General features: G+C 66.9%; 16 protein-coding genes and 1 other RNA gene. 6 read left to right on the plus strand and 11 right to left on the minus strand.

Annotation, left to right across the window (positions count from 1 at the left end; genetic code table 11):
• The first annotated feature begins 76 nt into the window (after nt 1-76).
• Nucleotides 77-1,096, plus strand: coding sequence for a DUF2125 domain-containing protein (locus tag ACK4FJ_RS10350; protein ID WP_409766078.1), 1,020 nt, complete (start codon nt 77-79; stop codon nt 1,094-1,096).
• A 96-nt stretch (nt 1,097-1,192) separates the two neighbouring features.
• Here ACK4FJ_RS10350 and ACK4FJ_RS10355 read toward each other — a convergent pair whose 3' ends face one another.
• Genes ACK4FJ_RS10355 through pheA form a run of 3 tightly spaced genes read right to left on the minus strand, consistent with a single transcriptional unit; the run spans nt 1,193 to nt 4,104 of the window.
• Complete coding sequence (locus tag ACK4FJ_RS10355; protein WP_409766080.1) at nt 1,193-2,119, minus strand: prephenate/arogenate dehydrogenase family protein; 927 nt, start codon at nt 2,117-2,119, stop codon at nt 1,193-1,195.
• 3 nt (nt 2,120-2,122) lie between these two features.
• Nucleotides 2,123-3,211 (minus strand): histidinol-phosphate transaminase, encoded by a 1,089-nt coding sequence (gene hisC, locus ACK4FJ_RS10360; protein WP_409766082.1) that lies wholly within the window; start codon nt 3,209-3,211, stop codon nt 2,123-2,125.
• A gap of 26 nt (nt 3,212-3,237) precedes the next feature.
• Entirely contained in the window at nt 3,238-4,104 is an 867-nt protein-coding gene (pheA, locus tag ACK4FJ_RS10365) for a chorismate mutase (RefSeq protein ID WP_409766084.1), read from the minus strand.
• 207 nt (nt 4,105-4,311) lie between these two features.
• Here pheA and ACK4FJ_RS10370 point away from each other — a divergent pair, with 207 nt between their 5' ends.
• Together ACK4FJ_RS10370 and metW are read left to right on the plus strand one after the other, a co-directional pair.
• Nucleotides 4,312-5,502 (plus strand): homoserine O-acetyltransferase, encoded by a 1,191-nt coding sequence (locus ACK4FJ_RS10370; protein ID WP_409766085.1) that lies wholly within the window; start codon nt 4,312-4,314, stop codon nt 5,500-5,502.
• The gene (gene metW / locus ACK4FJ_RS10375) at nt 5,499-6,125 is read left to right on the plus strand and encodes a methionine biosynthesis protein MetW (RefSeq protein ID WP_409766087.1); all 627 of its coding nucleotides are present in this window, start codon (nt 5,499-5,501) and stop codon (nt 6,123-6,125) included. The genes ACK4FJ_RS10370 and metW overlap by 4 nt, the downstream gene beginning before the upstream one ends.
• 12 nt (nt 6,126-6,137) lie before the next feature.
• Here the strand turns inward: metW and ACK4FJ_RS10380 are convergent, their stop codons facing one another.
• Nucleotides 6,138-6,905 (minus strand): class I SAM-dependent methyltransferase, encoded by a 768-nt coding sequence (locus ACK4FJ_RS10380; protein ID WP_409766089.1) that lies wholly within the window; start codon nt 6,903-6,905, stop codon nt 6,138-6,140.
• A gap of 43 nt (nt 6,906-6,948) precedes the next feature.
• Between ACK4FJ_RS10380 and gloB the strand changes: the two genes are divergently transcribed.
• Nucleotides 6,949-7,722 (plus strand): hydroxyacylglutathione hydrolase, encoded by a 774-nt coding sequence (gene gloB / locus ACK4FJ_RS10385; protein WP_409766091.1) that lies wholly within the window; start codon nt 6,949-6,951, stop codon nt 7,720-7,722.
• Here the strand turns inward: gloB and ACK4FJ_RS10390 are convergent.
• The 5 genes from ACK4FJ_RS10390 to ffs all read right to left on the minus strand — a co-directional run bounded on the left by ACK4FJ_RS10390 (nt 7,712) and on the right by ffs (nt 11,597).
• Entirely contained in the window at nt 7,712-8,503 is a 792-nt protein-coding gene (locus tag ACK4FJ_RS10390) for a substrate-binding periplasmic protein (protein WP_409766093.1), read from the minus strand. The genes gloB and ACK4FJ_RS10390 overlap by 11 nt on opposite strands.
• Before the next feature lie 205 nt (nt 8,504-8,708).
• Entirely contained in the window at nt 8,709-9,317 is a 609-nt protein-coding gene (gene recR, locus ACK4FJ_RS10395) for a recombination mediator RecR (RefSeq protein ID WP_409766096.1), read from the minus strand.
• 10 nt (nt 9,318-9,327) lie between these two features.
• A complete protein-coding gene (locus ACK4FJ_RS10400) occupies nt 9,328-9,651 on the minus strand; it encodes a YbaB/EbfC family nucleoid-associated protein (protein WP_409766099.1) in 324 nt (107 codons plus the stop codon).
• A gap of 14 nt (nt 9,652-9,665) precedes the next feature.
• Nucleotides 9,666-11,417 carry a DNA polymerase III subunit gamma/tau gene (locus ACK4FJ_RS10405; RefSeq protein WP_409766101.1) on the minus strand — a complete coding sequence of 584 codons (1,752 nt, stop codon included), beginning with the start codon at nt 11,415-11,417 and terminating at the stop codon, nt 9,666-9,668.
• An 84-nt stretch (nt 11,418-11,501) separates the two neighbouring features.
• Nucleotides 11,502-11,597, minus strand: an RNA gene (gene ffs / locus ACK4FJ_RS10410) — signal recognition particle sRNA small type.
• Nucleotides 11,598-11,704: 107 nt separating this feature from the next.
• Between ffs and nudC the strand changes: the two genes are divergently transcribed.
• Both nudC and ACK4FJ_RS10420 read left to right on the plus strand, forming a co-directional pair.
• Nucleotides 11,705-12,664 (plus strand): NAD(+) diphosphatase, encoded by a 960-nt coding sequence (gene nudC / locus ACK4FJ_RS10415; RefSeq protein WP_409766103.1) that lies wholly within the window; start codon nt 11,705-11,707, stop codon nt 12,662-12,664.
• Entirely contained in the window at nt 12,661-13,083 is a 423-nt protein-coding gene (locus ACK4FJ_RS10420) for a DOPA 4,5-dioxygenase family protein (protein ID WP_409766105.1), read from the plus strand. The genes nudC and ACK4FJ_RS10420 overlap by 4 nt, the downstream gene beginning before the upstream one ends.
• Nucleotides 13,084-13,091: 8 nt before the next feature.
• On the opposite strand, the gene ACK4FJ_RS10425 is transcribed toward ACK4FJ_RS10420, so the two are convergent.
• Complete coding sequence (locus ACK4FJ_RS10425; RefSeq protein ID WP_409766107.1) at nt 13,092-14,102, minus strand: alpha/beta fold hydrolase; 1,011 nt, start codon at nt 14,100-14,102, stop codon at nt 13,092-13,094.
• The gene (gene meaB, locus ACK4FJ_RS10430) at nt 14,099-15,127 is read right to left on the minus strand and encodes a methylmalonyl Co-A mutase-associated GTPase MeaB (protein ID WP_409766109.1); all 1,029 of its coding nucleotides are present in this window, start codon (nt 15,125-15,127) and stop codon (nt 14,099-14,101) included. Before meaB ends, ACK4FJ_RS10425 begins: the two co-directional genes overlap by 4 nt.
• Nucleotides 15,128-15,152: the final 25 nt, after the last annotated feature.

A 15,152-nucleotide genomic window follows, 5' to 3' on the forward strand; every position in this document is an offset into this window, starting at 1 on the left:
GTTTAATGACCAGCTATGGCAAGCAAAGGCTGTTGGCAAGCTGGAGAAGCACCGGAGGGCCTGCTATATCCACGCCATGCGCTATTTCATCCTGGCCGGCCTGATCGTCGGCGCCCTGCTCGGCTATTACGTCCTGTGGTCGCATCTGGCCGACCAGGTGGCGGCCCAGGCCAATGCCTGGATCGAGGGCCAGCGGCGCCAGGGCCGCGTGGTGGAATACACCGGCTGGCGGCTCTGGGGTTTCCCCTATCGCCTGTCGCTGACCATCACCAACCTGACCTGGCGCGACCCGAACAGCCCGCTGGCCTGGCAGGCCGGCGCCGAGGAATTCACCGCCCACCTGCAATTCTGGGACCTGCACCACGCCATCTTCGAACTGCCGGGCAAGCAGCGACTGAGCTGGCGCGAGGGCAAGGCCGAAAAAGGCATCGAGCTGGCGAGCGAACGCTTCCGCGCCAGCCTGGTGCTGGACGGCGCCAGCAACCCGCTGCGCTTCGCCGCCGACATCGCCGGACCGCGCCTGAGCGGCAGCGTGCTGGACGGCTGGTCGGCCGACAAGCTGCTGCTGCATGCGCGCCGGACCGGCAACCTGCCGCCCAGCGCCGATCTTTCATTACAGGCCGACACCATCATGCTGCCGCCAAACGCCGATGGCCCGCTCGGCCGCCAGGTGGCGCTGCTGAAACTGATCGGCACCGCGCGCGGCACGGCTTTCGGCAACAGTCCGGAAGCCCTGCTGGCCTCGTGGCGCGACGATGGCGGCGTGGTGGATTTTCAGACCGTGAGCCTACATTGGGGCGGCCTGATGCTGGATGGCGACGGCACGCTGACGCTGGACAAGCAGTTCCGCCCGCTCGGCGCGCTGGGCGGCCAGATCCGCAACGCCAATGCCGGTATCGACGCGCTGGTGGCGGCCGAGAAGATGAAGCCGAACGAAGCGGCGGCGGCAAAGGCCGCGCTGACGCTGGTGACGCGGAAGGATGCCAAGGGCGAGCCTTACCTGCCCGTGCCGCTGACCGCGCAGGAGGGCAAGCTGTTCCTCGGCCCGGTGCCGCTGTTCAAGCTGACGCCGGTGCTGACGCCGCCGGCGCAGTAAATGGGACTCCGGGTCTGCGCCCGGGGTGATGGAAAAGGTATTGGCGCCTATTCCACTATCGTCATGCCGGGCTTGACCCGGCATCCCATTTTGCAATCAGGACTGCGCATCGCCCTTTGCCGCCGGGCTGCGGCCGAAATCGGGTGCGGCGGTTTCCTGGCCGGCATCGATGATGGCGCGGCGGATGGCGCGGGTGCGGGTGAAGAGATCGAACAACGCGTCGCCTTCGCCCCAGCGGATCGCGCGCTGCAGGGCGATCAGGTCCTCGGTGAACCGCCCCAGCATTTCCAGCACCGCTTCCTTGTTGTTGAGGAAGACGTCGCGCCACATGGTGGGGTCGGAGGCCGCGATACGCGTGAAATCGCGGAAGCCGCCAGCGGAATACTTGATCACTTCCGATTCCGTCACGGTCTCCAGGTCGTCGGCGGTGCCGACGATGTTGTAGGCGATCAGGTGCGGCACATGGCTGGTGATGGCCAGCACCAGGTCGTGATGGCGCGGCTCCATGATCTCGACCTTGCTGCCGATGGCGGCCCAGAAGGCCTTCATCTTCTCGACGGCGGCGGCATCCGTGCCGGCCTCGGGCGTGAGGATGCACCAGCGGTTCTGGAACAGCGCGGCGAAGCCCGCCTTCGGGCCGGAATGTTCGGTGCCCGCCACCGGATGGCCCGGCACCAGATGCACGCCCGGGGCCAGATGCGGCGCCACATCGCGGATCACCGCCTGCTTGCACGAGCCGACATCGGAGACGATGGCGCCTTGTTTGAGCGCCGCGCCGATATGGGCGGCGACCGCGGCATTGGCGCCCAGCGGCACGCAGAGCAGCACCAAGTCGGCATTCCTCACGGCTTCGGCGGCATCCTCATGCACGCTGTCGCCCAGCTTCAATTCCTGGGCTTGGCGGCGATGCGCCTCGCTGGCATCGGCAATGGCGATATGCTGCGCCAGGCCATGCTCGCGCGCGGCGCGGGCAATCGACGAGCCGATCAGGCCGATGCCGATGATGGCGAGGCGGTCGAACACGCCTCAGCCCTTCATGACTTCGGTCAGCGCCGCGATCACCATGTCGTCTTCCTCCACCGTGCCGATGGACAGCCGCAGGGCGTCGTTCAGGCCATAACCGCCCATGCCGCGCAGGATCAGGCCGCGCTGGCGCAGGGCGGCATCGGCCGCCTTGACCTGCTCGGCGCCGCCGGGAAAGCGCATCAGGATGAAATTCGCCACGCTGGGCAGCACTTCGATGCCGAGCTTCTGCAACGCCGCCGTGACACGGGCCAGTTCGCCATCGTTATGGGCGCGCGCCTTCTCGACCCAGGCGGTGTCTTCCAGCGCGGCGACACCGGCGGCCTGGGCGGCGGCATTGACGTTGAAGGGGCCGCGCACGCGGTTCAGCACATCGATCACGTTGGCCGGCGCATAGGCCCAGCCCAGACGCAGGGCGGCGAGGCCATAGATCTTGGAAAACGTGCGCAGCACCATCGTGTTGTCGGAGCCGGCCACCAGCTCCATGCCGTTGGAATAGTCGTTGCGGCTGACATATTCGGCATAGGCGGCATCGACCACCAGCAGCACGGCAGCCGGCAGGCCGGCGCGCAGGCGGCGCAGTTCGGCGGCGGGAATATACGTGCCGGTGGGATTGTTCGGGTTGGTGAGGAACACCACCCGCGTCTTCGGCGTGACGGCGGCCAGGATCGCATCCACATCGGCGGTGAAGTTCTTTTCTGCCACCTTCACCGGCGTCGCGCCGCGTGCCTGGGTGGCGATGGGATACATCATGAAGCCGTATTGCGAATAGATCACCTCGTCGCCCGGGCCGACATAGGCGGCGCAGATCAGCGAGATCATCTCGTCCGAGCCGTTGGAGCAGACGATGTTCTCGGCCGGAATGCCGTAATGCTTGGCCAGTGCCTGACGCAACGCATCCACCGCACCGTCGGGATAACGGTGCAGCTCGGCAGCCATCTGCTGGAACACCGCCATCGCCTTCGGGCTGGGGCCGAGCGGCGTTTCGTTGGACGAGAGCTTATGGACCTTGGTGACGCCGGGCACTTTGCCTTCGCCGCCCTTGTAGGGGGCGATGTCGAGAATTCCGGGTTGCGGCTTCGGCGCGGTCACGGCAAGCACTCCTTCAGGAAACAGTCTTACGTCGGATCGGCGGCGAGCGGCACGGCATAGGCGCCGATCACCACCGCATCGTCGATCAGTTTCGGATCGGCCGCAATCAACGCGGCCAGCCGCGGATCGTCGGCGGCCAGGAAACCGTCGCTTTCCAGCAGGATGCGGGCACCATCCTCGCCGCGGCGATGCTGGGCCAGCGCACGGCCGTCCAGCCCCACCTGGGCCAGCAGCGTCGAAATCCGCGCGATGCTGGGGGCGGACTCGGTCATGGTCAGCACCAGCAGGCTGCGATCCTCGCCCGATTCCTCGGGCGCGGCATTGGCGATCACATAGGCATCCAGTTCGGCCAGCCGGCCGTGGGGATTGGGCACGAAGGGCAGGCGCGCGATCACGCGCGGCGTGCCGGGCGAACGGGTGGCGAGCTGCGGCCACCAGCTTTCCTTCTCGCCGTCTTCCGGCTGGGCCATCACGCCGATGGCGGCCGGCTGGGCCGAGATGGCGCGCATCACCGCATTGGCGGTGGTGCAGAGCTGCAGCGGCGTGGTCGAGCCATACCAGTCGCGCGCCAGGTCCCAGCGGGCGGCCGACTTGTTGGGGGCATGCACCGCCACCTTCACGGCTGTCGCCTGCAACGGATAGAGCGCGGCAATCATTTCGCGCCAGATGCGCGACACGGAGGCGGCCGGCAGGGCGCCGCGATGGCGGCCGATCAGGTGGCGGATGATCTGGGCCTCGCGGCTGGGCCGCAGGAAGCCGTCGCCCGTGGTGCGCTTGACGGCGGCGACACGCTGCACGGCTTCGGCGCGCCGGCGCAGCAGATCCAGGATCTGGTCGTCCAGCACGTCGATCTCGCGCCGCAGATCGGCCAGGCTCGGGGTATGGTCACTCATGGGAAACAGGATACCGGGGGCTGAAAAAACCGCATAGTCTTAGGGGCTTCGCCCCTGAAAAGCAAAGAAAACATTGACACCATCGGCGGGGGTCACTAAGCACGGGAGCCCGCGCCGGACAGGGTCCCGGCCGGGCTTCGTCCAGGCCGATTCCGGCCGGCGAATATCCCCCGCTCCAAGCCCTGTAGGATATTCCGGCTGCCTGCCATGAGTGCCGCGCTCCCCCCCCTGTCCCGCCACGATCCCGTCGGTCCCGGCCACCGGGTCACTTTAGGCGAAACCCTGCCCCTGAAGCTCGATTGCGGGTTGGACCTCGGTCCCTACCAGATCGCCTACACGACCTATGGGCATCTGAATGCCGATAAGTCGAACGCGATCCTGATCTGCCATGCGCTCACCATGGACCAGCATGTGGCCAACACCCATCCGGTGACCGGCAAGCCGGGCTGGTGGCTGACTGCGGTGGGTCCGGGCAAGATCATCGACACCGATAGATTCTTCGTGATCTGCGCCAATGTGCTGGGCGGCTGCATGGGTTCGTCCGGCCCGGCCGAGACCGATCCGGCGACGGGCAAGCCCTATGGCCTGCGTTTCCCCGTCATCACCATCCGCGACATGGTGAATGCCCAGGCCATGCTGCTGGACCATCTGGGTATCCATCAGCTGTTCTGCGTGATCGGCGGCTCGATGGGCGGCATGCAGGTGCTGCAATGGGCGGCGAGTTACCCCGACCGCGTCTTCTCGGCCATCCCGATCGCCTGCGCCGCCAAGCATTCGGCGCAGAACATCGCCTTCCACGAGGTGGGCCGCCAGGCGATCTATGCCGATCCGCAATGGCACCAGGGCGATTATTTCGACCACGACACGATTCCGCGCGCCGGCCTGGCTGTGGCGCGCATGGCCGCCCATATCACCTACCTGTCGGAAGCAGCCTTACACCGCAAGTTCGGCCGGAACCTGCAGAACCGCGAACGCATCACCTACGGCTTCGAGACCGAGTTCCAGGTTGAAAGCTACCTGCTGCACCAGGGCTCGACCTTCGTGGAGCGTTTCGACGCCAACTCCTATCTCTACATCACCCGCGCGATGGATTATTTTGACCTCGCCGCGCAGGCGGGCGGCAATCTCGCCAATGCCTTCCAGGGCACGAAGACGCGCTTCTGCGTGGTGTCGTTCACCTCCGACTGGCTGTTCCCCACGGCGGAGAGCAAGGAAGTGGTGCGCGCCCTGAACGCGGCGGCGGCCAATGTCAGCTTCGTCGAGATCGAGACCGACAAGGGCCACGATGCCTTCCTGCTGGACGAGCCGGTGATGTTCCGCACGCTGAAAGGCTTCATCGAGGGCTGCGCCGAACAGCGCGGCCTGAATGGCGGGCTCCCGCAGGGAGACCGGAAATGAGCAGCGAGAGCACATACAAGGACATCCGCCGCGACCTGCTGATGATCGCGGAGATGGTGGCGCCCAAAAGCCGCCTGCTGGATGTGGGCTGCGGCGACGGCGCGCTGCTGGAATACCTGGCGCGCGAGAAGCAGGTGGACGGGCGCGGCATCGAAATCCGCCAGAGCGGCGTGAATGCCTGCGTGGCGCGGGGCTTAAGCGTGATCCAGGGCGATGCCGATACCGACCTGCCGGATTATCCCGATGCCGCCTTCGACTATGTGGTGCTGAGCCTGACCCTGCAGGCCACACGCAACCCGCGCAAGGTGCTGCACGAGATGCTGCGCATCGGCCGGCGCGCCATCGTGTCCTTCCCCAATTTCGCCTATTGGCGGGTGCGGCTGCAGCTGATGTTCGGCGGTCGCATGCCGATGACGGCGGCGCTGGACGATCCCTGGTACGAGACGCAGAACATCCATCTCTGCACCATCCAGGATTTCGACGAGCTCTGCGCCCGCGACGGTTTCATCGTCGAGCAGCGCATCGCCGTGGACGGCCATGGCAACCGCAATGGCTGGAAGCTGCAGGGCGCGGCGGCGAACTGGTTCGGCGCCCAGGCTGTTTATGTATTGCACCGCCGGTAGGCCGTGCGCGTATTACGCTGGCGCGGGACCTGAACCGTCGCGCTGCGTACCCAGCCGCGCCGATGGCGATGGATTAAGCACGAAGGCGCGCTGTTTCGCTTTCACGGCGCGGGCCGGCACGCCGGCATAGACTTGCTTCTCGGCCTCCACCAGCAGCACGCCGGAAAAGCGGTTCCACAGGATCTCGCCCGTCTTCTCCCAGGCATTCACCGCCCGGATCACGAAGGCGCGGTCGGAGGGCGGCAGCCACAGGGCCGCCTGCGACTGGGTGGGCGAGAACATCGCGTCGCGCATCAGCCGGGTGAGCTGCGGCGGCGTATACGGGTGCCCCTGGCCGAACGGGGTGGCCTCGATATGCGCCCACAGGCCGCGCCGGTTCGGCACCACGGCCAGCAGCCGGCCCTGCGGCGTGAGCACACGCCAGACCTCGCGCAGCAGGGCGCGCACATTCTCGGAATTCTCCAGCGCATGCATCAGCAGCAGGCGGTCGACAGACGCATCGGGCAGCGGCAGGTCGTCCTCGTCCACCAGCATGACCCGGCCGGGCAGGCCGCGCGGCCAGCGCACGACTCCTTGAGGCCCCGGCATGGCGGCGATCACCCGTTCGGCCTCGCCCTCGAAGATGCGCAGATAGGGCGTGGCATAGCCCAGCCCCAGCACAGTCATGCCCTGCACATTCGGCCAGAAAGCCCGCAGTTTCGGGCGCAGCAGCCGACGCACCGCCCGGCCCAGCGGGTTGGCGTAGAATTCGCGCAGATCGATGATGTCCGGCCGCAGCATGGCGCTATATTAGCAGCTTCCCGTCTGACTTGAGAACGATGCCATGCCCCTCGATATCGTGCAGATTCCCGTGCTGAACGACAATTACGTCTACCTCGCCCATGATCCGGCGACGGGCGCCACCGGCGTGGTCGATCCCGCCGTGCATGAGCCGGTTCTGGCCGAATTGCGGAAACGCGGCTGGACACTCACCCATATTCTCAACACCCACCACCATCCCGACCATGTGGGCGGTAACATGGCGCTGAAAGAGGCCACGGGTTGCCAGATCGTGGGGCCAAAAGCCGATGCCGAGCGCATCCCGGGTATCGACGTGGCGCTGAAGGACGGCGAGACCTGGAGCCTGGGCGACGAGCAAGCCCGCATCTTCGACGTACCGGGCCACACCAAAGGGCATATCGCCTTCTGGTTCCCCGAATCGAAGGCCCTGTTCTGCGGCGATACGCTGTTCGCCCTGGGCTGCGGCCGGCTGTTCGAAGGCACGCCGGCGCAGATGTGGACGTCGCTGAGCAAGCTGCGCGTCCTGCCCGACGACACGCGGGTCTATTGCGCCCATGAATATACCGAATCCAACGCGCGCTTCGCCGTCACCGTCGAACCGGACAATGCGGCGCTGAAAACGCGTTACGAGGCCATCAGGGCGGCGCGCGCAAAGGGCCAGCCGACCGTACCGTCGTTGCTGGGCGAGGAGAAGGCCACCAATCCCTTCCTGCGGCCGATGAGCGCGAATCTGCGCGCGACCTTAGGAATGGCGGATGCCGACGACGTGGCGGTGTTCGCCGAGACGCGCAAGCGCAAGGATACATTCAGGGGCTAGTGGTGACGTAGACCGGCGTGAGCTCGGCATAGGTGGCATCGCGCAATTCGCCTATCATGCGCCACAGCCGCTCGGCGAAGTCGCGATTGGCGGCATGGAAAGCATGGCCGAGCGGCACATGGAAATCCTCGATCAGCACCGGCGGTATCACCTTTTCGATGCGGGTCCCAGCCTGCGTCGAGGGCTGCTCGACCATCTGGCGGTCGCCGATGATGTCAATCGACACCACGGCATCGACGCGTTCCAGCGCCAGCATGGCGAACATCTGGCCGCTGTTTTCGATGCGGATGATCTCGATGCCCTGGGCCTGCAGCGCGTCGGCCACCAGCTGGGTGCTGCTGACCGCAAGCGGCGTGGTGAGGCCGCCAACACGCCGGCCGTCCCAGGTGATGGCGCTGCCCTGCCGGCGATAGAGCGAATGGGCCAGGCGGGCGGCATGGCGCGTGGCATCGGGCTGGCCGTCGCGCATGGGAAAGACCAGGTCCTGCGCGCGTTCGGCGGAATAACGGAAACCGAGGACGCCGTCCTGCCGGCCGGCCTTCACCTCCTGGATCATGCGCCGCGCCGGCATGCGGGTGAGCACCAGCCGGCCGCCCAGGCGCGTCACCGTGCGCTGCACCAGCTCGACGGCGATGCCCGGCCGGGCGGGGATGATCGGGCCGCTGCCGGTGAGATAGGGGCTGGCATCCTGCTCGATATAGACCAGCCGCAACTCGACCGCACGGGCGGCGGACGACAGGCCCAGCAGAAGCAGGCCGGCGATGGCGAGTCGACGAATCATTATCGTCCAGTCTAGCCACGGAAGCCGGGCGGCGGAATACGATAGTAGTGCGGGGTGTCAGAGTGAGGCATCGGCGCAGCCCCTTTCGTCATCCCGGCCAAGCGATGCCTTTCGCATCGCGCGAGCCGGGATCCCGTTTCCGTTAGTGCCGCACAAATGGGACCCCGGCTCTCGCTGATGCTCGGCCGGGGGTGACGAGTGACTTTTACAGCGGGCGTCGCGCCTTCAGCGCCGCACCGAGTGTACCGTCGTCGAGATAATCCAGTTCGCCGCCGACAGGCACGCCATGGGCGAGCCGACTAATCGCCACGCCGGCATGCTGCAATCGGTCGGTGATGTAATGCGCCGTGGTCTGGCCTTCCACCGTGGCGTTGGTGGCGATGATCACCTCGCGCACCTTCTTTTCGCCAGCCTGGCCGGCCTGCACGCGGGCAATCAGGCTGTCGACATTCAGGTCGGCCGGGCCGACGCCATCCAGCGCCGAGAGCGTGCCGCCCAGCACATGGTAACGCCCACGGAACACGCCGGCGCGTTCCAGCGCCCAGAGATCGGCCACGCTTTCCACCACGCAGATCAGGCCGGCATCGCGGCGTTCGTCGGTGCAGATGGCGCAGGGATCGCGGGTATCGAGATTGCCGCAGACCGAACAGGCGTGCACGCTCTCGCCCACTTCGCGCAGGCTGGCCGCCAGCGGGTTGAGCAGGGCGTCTTTTTTCTTGAGCAGATGCAGCGCGGCACGCCGCGCCGAACGCGGGCCCAGGCCGGGCAGGCGCGCCAGCAGCTGGATCAGCCGCTCGATCTCGGGACCGGCCATGACGGAAAACTCAGAAGGGCAGCTTCATGCCCGGCGGCAGCGGCAGGCCGGCAGTGAGCTTCTGCATCTCTTCCGCCATCTCGCGGTCGGCGCGCGCCTTGGCATCGGCATGGGCGGCCTTGATCAGGTCTTCCAGCACCTCGACCTCGTCGGGCACCAGCAGGCTGGGATCGATCTTCACGCCGCGCAGCTCGCTTTTGCCGTTCAGCGTCACGATCACCATGCCGCCGCCGGCCGAACCCTGCACCTCGCGCTGCTCCAGCTCGGCCTGCATTTCCTGCATGCGCTGCTGCATCTGCTGGGCCTGCTTCAGCATGTTGCCGAGATTCTTCATGGCGCACTCCTATCTCAATCCAGCTCGTCGAGCGGATCGATATCGTCGGTGACATAGCCGTCGCCGGCGTCTTCCTCAACAGCTTCGGGCTCGGGCGGCGCGGCCTCGCGCACACTCTCAAGCACGGCGCCGGGGAAAGCGGTCAGCACCGCCTGCACCAGCGGATGCGCCTGCACATGGGCACGGCGGCGGGATTCCTCGGCCTGTTCCTGCTCGGCCAGGGTCGGCTCGCCCGGCAGCTTGCTCAAACTGACCACCCAGCGCTGGCCGGTCCATTGTTTAAGCTTTTCGATCAGGCGGCCGGGCAGATCGTGATGCGCGCCGGGCTCAAGCCGCAATTCGATGCGGCCGGGCTCGAAGCTGACCGGATGCACGTCGTTGTAAAGCTCGGCCGCGAGAATCCCCTCGCGCATGTCCTTCGCCAGCTGCACCAGGGCCGGGAAGCTGGTCGGCACCGTCGCCAGGGCAACGGTTTCACCCGGCTGAGGCGCGGGTGAGGCCACCGCACGCGGCTGCGCGGCGACGGCGGTTGCCGTCGCGCCATTGCCGCCACCGTTACCGCCGCCCAGCGGCGCACGCGGGCCACCGGGGGCAATACCGGGACCGCCCTTCTCTTTCCATTCCTTGGCCAGATCGGCCGGGCTGGGCAGGTCGGCAGCGTAAGCGAAGCGCACCAGCACCATTTCGGCCGCCGCCAGCGGCACCGGCGCGCTGCGCACCTCGGCCAGGCCTTTGAGCAGCATCTGCCACGAGCGCGCCAGCACCGGCATGCCGAGCTTGGCGGCCAGTTCCTTGCCGCGCTGGCGCTGGCTTTCGGGCAGCGTCACATCGTCGGGCGTGCCGCCGATGACCTTGACGCGCGTCAGCCAGTGGGTGAGATCGAGCAGATCCTGCATCACCACGGCGGGATCGGCGCCCAGATTGTACTGCGCCTGCAGGTTATCCAGCGCCTCGGCCAGCTGGCCATGCAGCAGCAGATCGAGCAGGGCGAAGACCTGGCCACGATCGGCGAGGCCCAGCATGTCGCGCACCAGTTCGGCATTCACGCTTCCGGCACCATGGGCAATCGCCTGGTCGAGCAGCGAGAGGCCGTCGCGCACCGAGCCTTCGGCGGCGCGGCTGATCAGCGTGAGCGCATCCTCGTCGATCTGGGCGTTTTCGGCCTCGGCGATGCGCTTGAAATGTCCGTTCAGCACGGCGATCTCGACGCGCTTGAGATCGAAACGCTGGCAGCGCGACAGCACCGTGACCGGCACCTTGCGGATTTCGGTGGTGGCGAAGACGAATTTCACATGCGGCGGCGGCTCTTCCAGCGTCTTGAGCAGGCCGTTGAAGGCCGCCGTGGAGAGCATGTGCACTTCGTCGATGATGTAGATCTTGTAGCGCGCCATCGAGGGGGCGTAGCGCACGGCCTCGATGATCTCGCGGATGTCGTTGATGCCGGTGCGCGAGGCGGCGTCCATCTCGAACACGTCCGGATGCCGGTCTTCGGCGATGGCTTTGCAGTTGTCGCAGACGCCGCAGGGCGAAATGGTCGGGCCGCCTTGGCCGTCGGGCCCGGTGCAGTTCAGCGCGCGGGCGATGATGCGGGCGGTGGTGGTCTTGCCCACGCCGCGCACGCCGGTGAGGATGAAGGCCTGGGCGATGCGGCCGGTGGCGATGGCATTGGTGAGCGTGCGGACCAGCGCATCCTGGCCGATCATCTCGGCGAAATTGCTGGGGCGGTATTTGCGTGCAAGCACGCGATAGGGCGCCGGCTGACTCATTCGCTCACAGGCTCATTCGCTCACGGGCCCTTTGCTTGAATGGGCTGCGCCCGGGCAGCAAGCGCCGGACTGGGCAAGGATGCGGTGGGAGGCTGACAACGACCCGAGCGGAAACTCGTTACGGCTGCTTCCTTCCGGACCTGACCGGGTTGGCGAGGCGCCCGTCCGCCACCAACCTCCCGGGCCTTATATCCGTCATTAAGCCATGGTTTTCAATGGGTAGGGAGTCGCAATTCCAGGCTCGGCCGGCAATGGACGCGGCGCGCCGGATATGCCAGCGTTTCGGCATGCTTACCGCCCCTCGCCCACCCAAGCCCATCGTCTTTTCCGGCTCGAATCTGGACCGCGCCGGCAATCCGCGCCGCGACCCCGCCTGGCTGGGGGAAAAACGCCGCCGGGCCGACAGCCGCTTCCTGCCCTTACGCGAGCTGAAAGCCCTGGTCGACATCACGGCGAAACCGGCGCGCATCGCCTGGCTGGATACCGCCTGGGCCGATGCCCATGCAACCCTGCCCTGCCTGTTCCTCGGCCTGGACGAGGCCGGCATCGCGCATTTTGCCGTCGACTGCGATGCGGACGAAACCACCGCCGATTTGCATGGCGAGGCCATCAAGTTCATCGACGTGCGCTCGATCGCGGCGATGCTGCCGCCCGAGGAGGCCGCGATCCTGGCCCAGGCGCGCAGCCTGACCGACTGGCACCAGCGCCATCGTTTCTGCGCCCAGTGCGGCAGCCCCACGCAGATCGCCGAAGCCGGCTACAGCCGGCATTGCACGAACGAGGCCTGCAAGGCGCAGCATTTCCCGCGCACCGATCCGGTGGTGATCATGCTGGCCGTGCGGCGCGACGAGGCGACCGGCGAAGACATGGTGCTGCTCGGTCGGCAGTCGCGCTTTCCGCCCGGCATGTATTCGGCTTTGGCCGGCTTCATGGAGCCGGGCGAGACCATCGAGGAAGCCGTGCGCCGCGAGATTTTGGAGGAATCCGGGATCGAGACGGGGGCGGTGCGCTATGTGGCCTGCCAGCCCTGGCCGTTCCCCTCCTCGCTGATGATCGGCTGCATCGCGGAGGCGACCAGCAGCGCGATCACCGTGGACCCCACTGAGCTGGAAGAGGCGCGCTGGTTCAGCCGCGACGAGGTGGAGGAGATGCGGGTGAAATCCACCGACATGGAAGCTTCGCCCCGCCTCTCGCCGCCGCTGGCGCTGGCGCATCAGCTGGCGAAGCGATGGCTGGCAGGGGCGTGAGCGGGGCACCGCGCCCGCTGGCCGGCATCGCCAGCTATCACGCCCATGTCTATTTCGACGGGCCGGCGCAACGCGCCGCCGCCGCGACGATCCGCGATCAGGTGGCCGAACGCTTTGCCGTGCAGCTTGGCCGCTGGCACGAGCAGCCGGTCGGGCCGCATGTGCTGGCGATGTATCAGATCGCCTTCGCGGTTGAGGTTTTCCCGCAGCTGGTTCCATGGCTGATGCTCAACCGGCAGGGCCTGAGCATCCTGGTCCACCCCAATACCGGCGCGCAGTATGACGACCATCTGGTGCACGCCCTGTGGCTGGGCACGCCGCTGCCGATCAAGGGGGACGTGCTGCCCCGCGGGGCTGGCGAAGGTAGCGGCGCCATCGATCCGGTGACCCCGAATACGGCACCCCGGCTGGAGCCCTGAGCGCGGCACTAGCTGTCGAGCAGCCGCCGCACGTTCTCTCTGATGAATTCCGCGTCCGGCGGATTCTGCACCGGGTTGCCGGCGCGATGGCCCCAGATGCTGGGGATCGGCTTCAGTTCGGCCTCCGCCAGATGCGGCAGTTCCGCCTCGTTGTCGGCGACGCGGAAATACAGGTCGGTAGCGCCCGGCATCAGCAGCACCTTCGCCCGGATCGCCTTCAGTGCCGCCGTCAGGTCGCCGCCATGATGCAGGCTGCTGATATCGCCGGCTTCCCAGGTGCGCAATTGCGCATAGAGGTCGGCGGCATCGCGGCGGGCATAACGCTCTTCCCAGTCGGTGCGCAGGAAGGTCTCCAGATCGGGGGCCTTCAATGCCGACAGATGCAGATCGGCGCGGTAGAAATCCTGGCTGAGCGCCCAGCTCGCATAGATGCGGCCGAAGGCGCGGATCGCAGCTCGGGGCGGCGCGCTGAAGCGGCCATGGCCGACATGCTCGGGCGCAGCCTCCAGCGTGGCCATCAGGCTTTTCAGAAAAATCCTGTTATGGGTGGCGGTGCGCGCACTGCCGCAATTCACCACGATGCGCGCCACGGCATCGGGGAAATCGGCGGCCCAGTGATAGGCCTGCTGCGCGCCCATCGACCAGCCATAGACGGCATGCAGTTTCTCGATGCCGAACTGCTCTTTCAGGAAATGGCGCTGCGCCGCCACGTTATCATGCGCGGTGACCAGATGCGGGTAACCCGGCGTGTTCGACGGGCTGGAGGACAACCCGTTGCCGAACATGTCGGGGATCACGATGAACCAGCGCGTGGGATCGAGCACGCCATCGGGACCGACCAGCCATTCCAGATCGGGATGCTGGGCCGAATAGCTGGTGGGATAGAGCACCACGTTGTCGCGCGCCGCATTCAGCGTGCCATGCGTTTTCCAGCTGATGAAGGCGCCCCGGATCGTTTCGCCCGACTGGGTTTGGACATCACCGAGATCGAAACGGCCGGACTGCGTGGGCCAACTCATGTCCGCAGCATCCCGAGCAGTTTGCGCGCCGCGGCCGCCGGCGTGATCTTGCCCTGGGCCACGGCTTTCTGCTGGCGCGGCAGTTCTTCGGCGATGGCCGGGTCGCGGCGCAGCCAGTCGAGCAGGCCATCCTGCAATTCGCGTAACAGCCAGTGTTCGGCCTGTTTGCGACGCTGGGCCTGGAGCGCGCCGGTTTTGTCCAGCGCCTTGCGATATTCGCCGATGATGCGCCAGACATCATTGATGCCCTCGTTCAGCAAAGCCGAGACCATCTGCACTTCGGGTTTCCATTCGGCATGGCGCGGGCGCATGAGCTGCAAGGCCATGCGGTAGTCGGCGGCAGCCAGCCGCGCCTTGGGCAGCAGGTCGCCATCGGCCTTGTTGATGATGACGAGGTCGGCCAGTTCCATGATGCCGCGCTTGATGCCCTGCAGATCGTCGCCACCGGCCGGCGCCAGCAGCAGCAGGAACATGTCGACCATCTCGGCCACGGTGGTTTCCGACTGGCCGACGCCCACGGTTTCCACCAGCACCACGTCGAAGCCGGCGGCCTCCACCAGCAGCATCGCCTCGCGCGTGCGCCGCGCCACGCCGCCGAGCGAGCCGCCCGAGGGCGATGGCCGGATGAAGGCGTTGGGTTCGCGGCCGAGCTGTTCCATGCGGGTCTTGTCGCCCAGGATCGACCCACCCGAGAGCGAGGACGACGGATCGACCGCCAGCACGGCCACTTTAAGATCCTGCCCGGTGAGGAACAGGCCGAAGCGTTCGATGAAGCTGGACTTGCCCACGCCGGGCGTGCCGGAAATGCCGATGCGGATTGCGCCGGTCTTCTTGCCGGCCGTGCTCTGGCCCGTATGCGGCAGGATCGCCTGCAGCAGGGTGTCGGCGGCGGCCTGGTCCTGCGGATGGCTCGATTCCACCAGGGTGATGGCGCGGGCCAGCGCGCGCCGGTCGCCGGTCAGCAGGCGTTCGGCCAGCTGGGCGGGATCGGCGGCGCGGCGGCCGGCATGAAGCGTGGGCGACATGGCGCGACCTTAGCCAAGCCCCGCC

Origin of the sequence: Ferrovibrio sp., from assembly GCF_046297595.1 — a bacterium.
GTDB lineage: Bacteria > Pseudomonadota > Alphaproteobacteria > Ferrovibrionales > Ferrovibrionaceae > Ferrovibrio.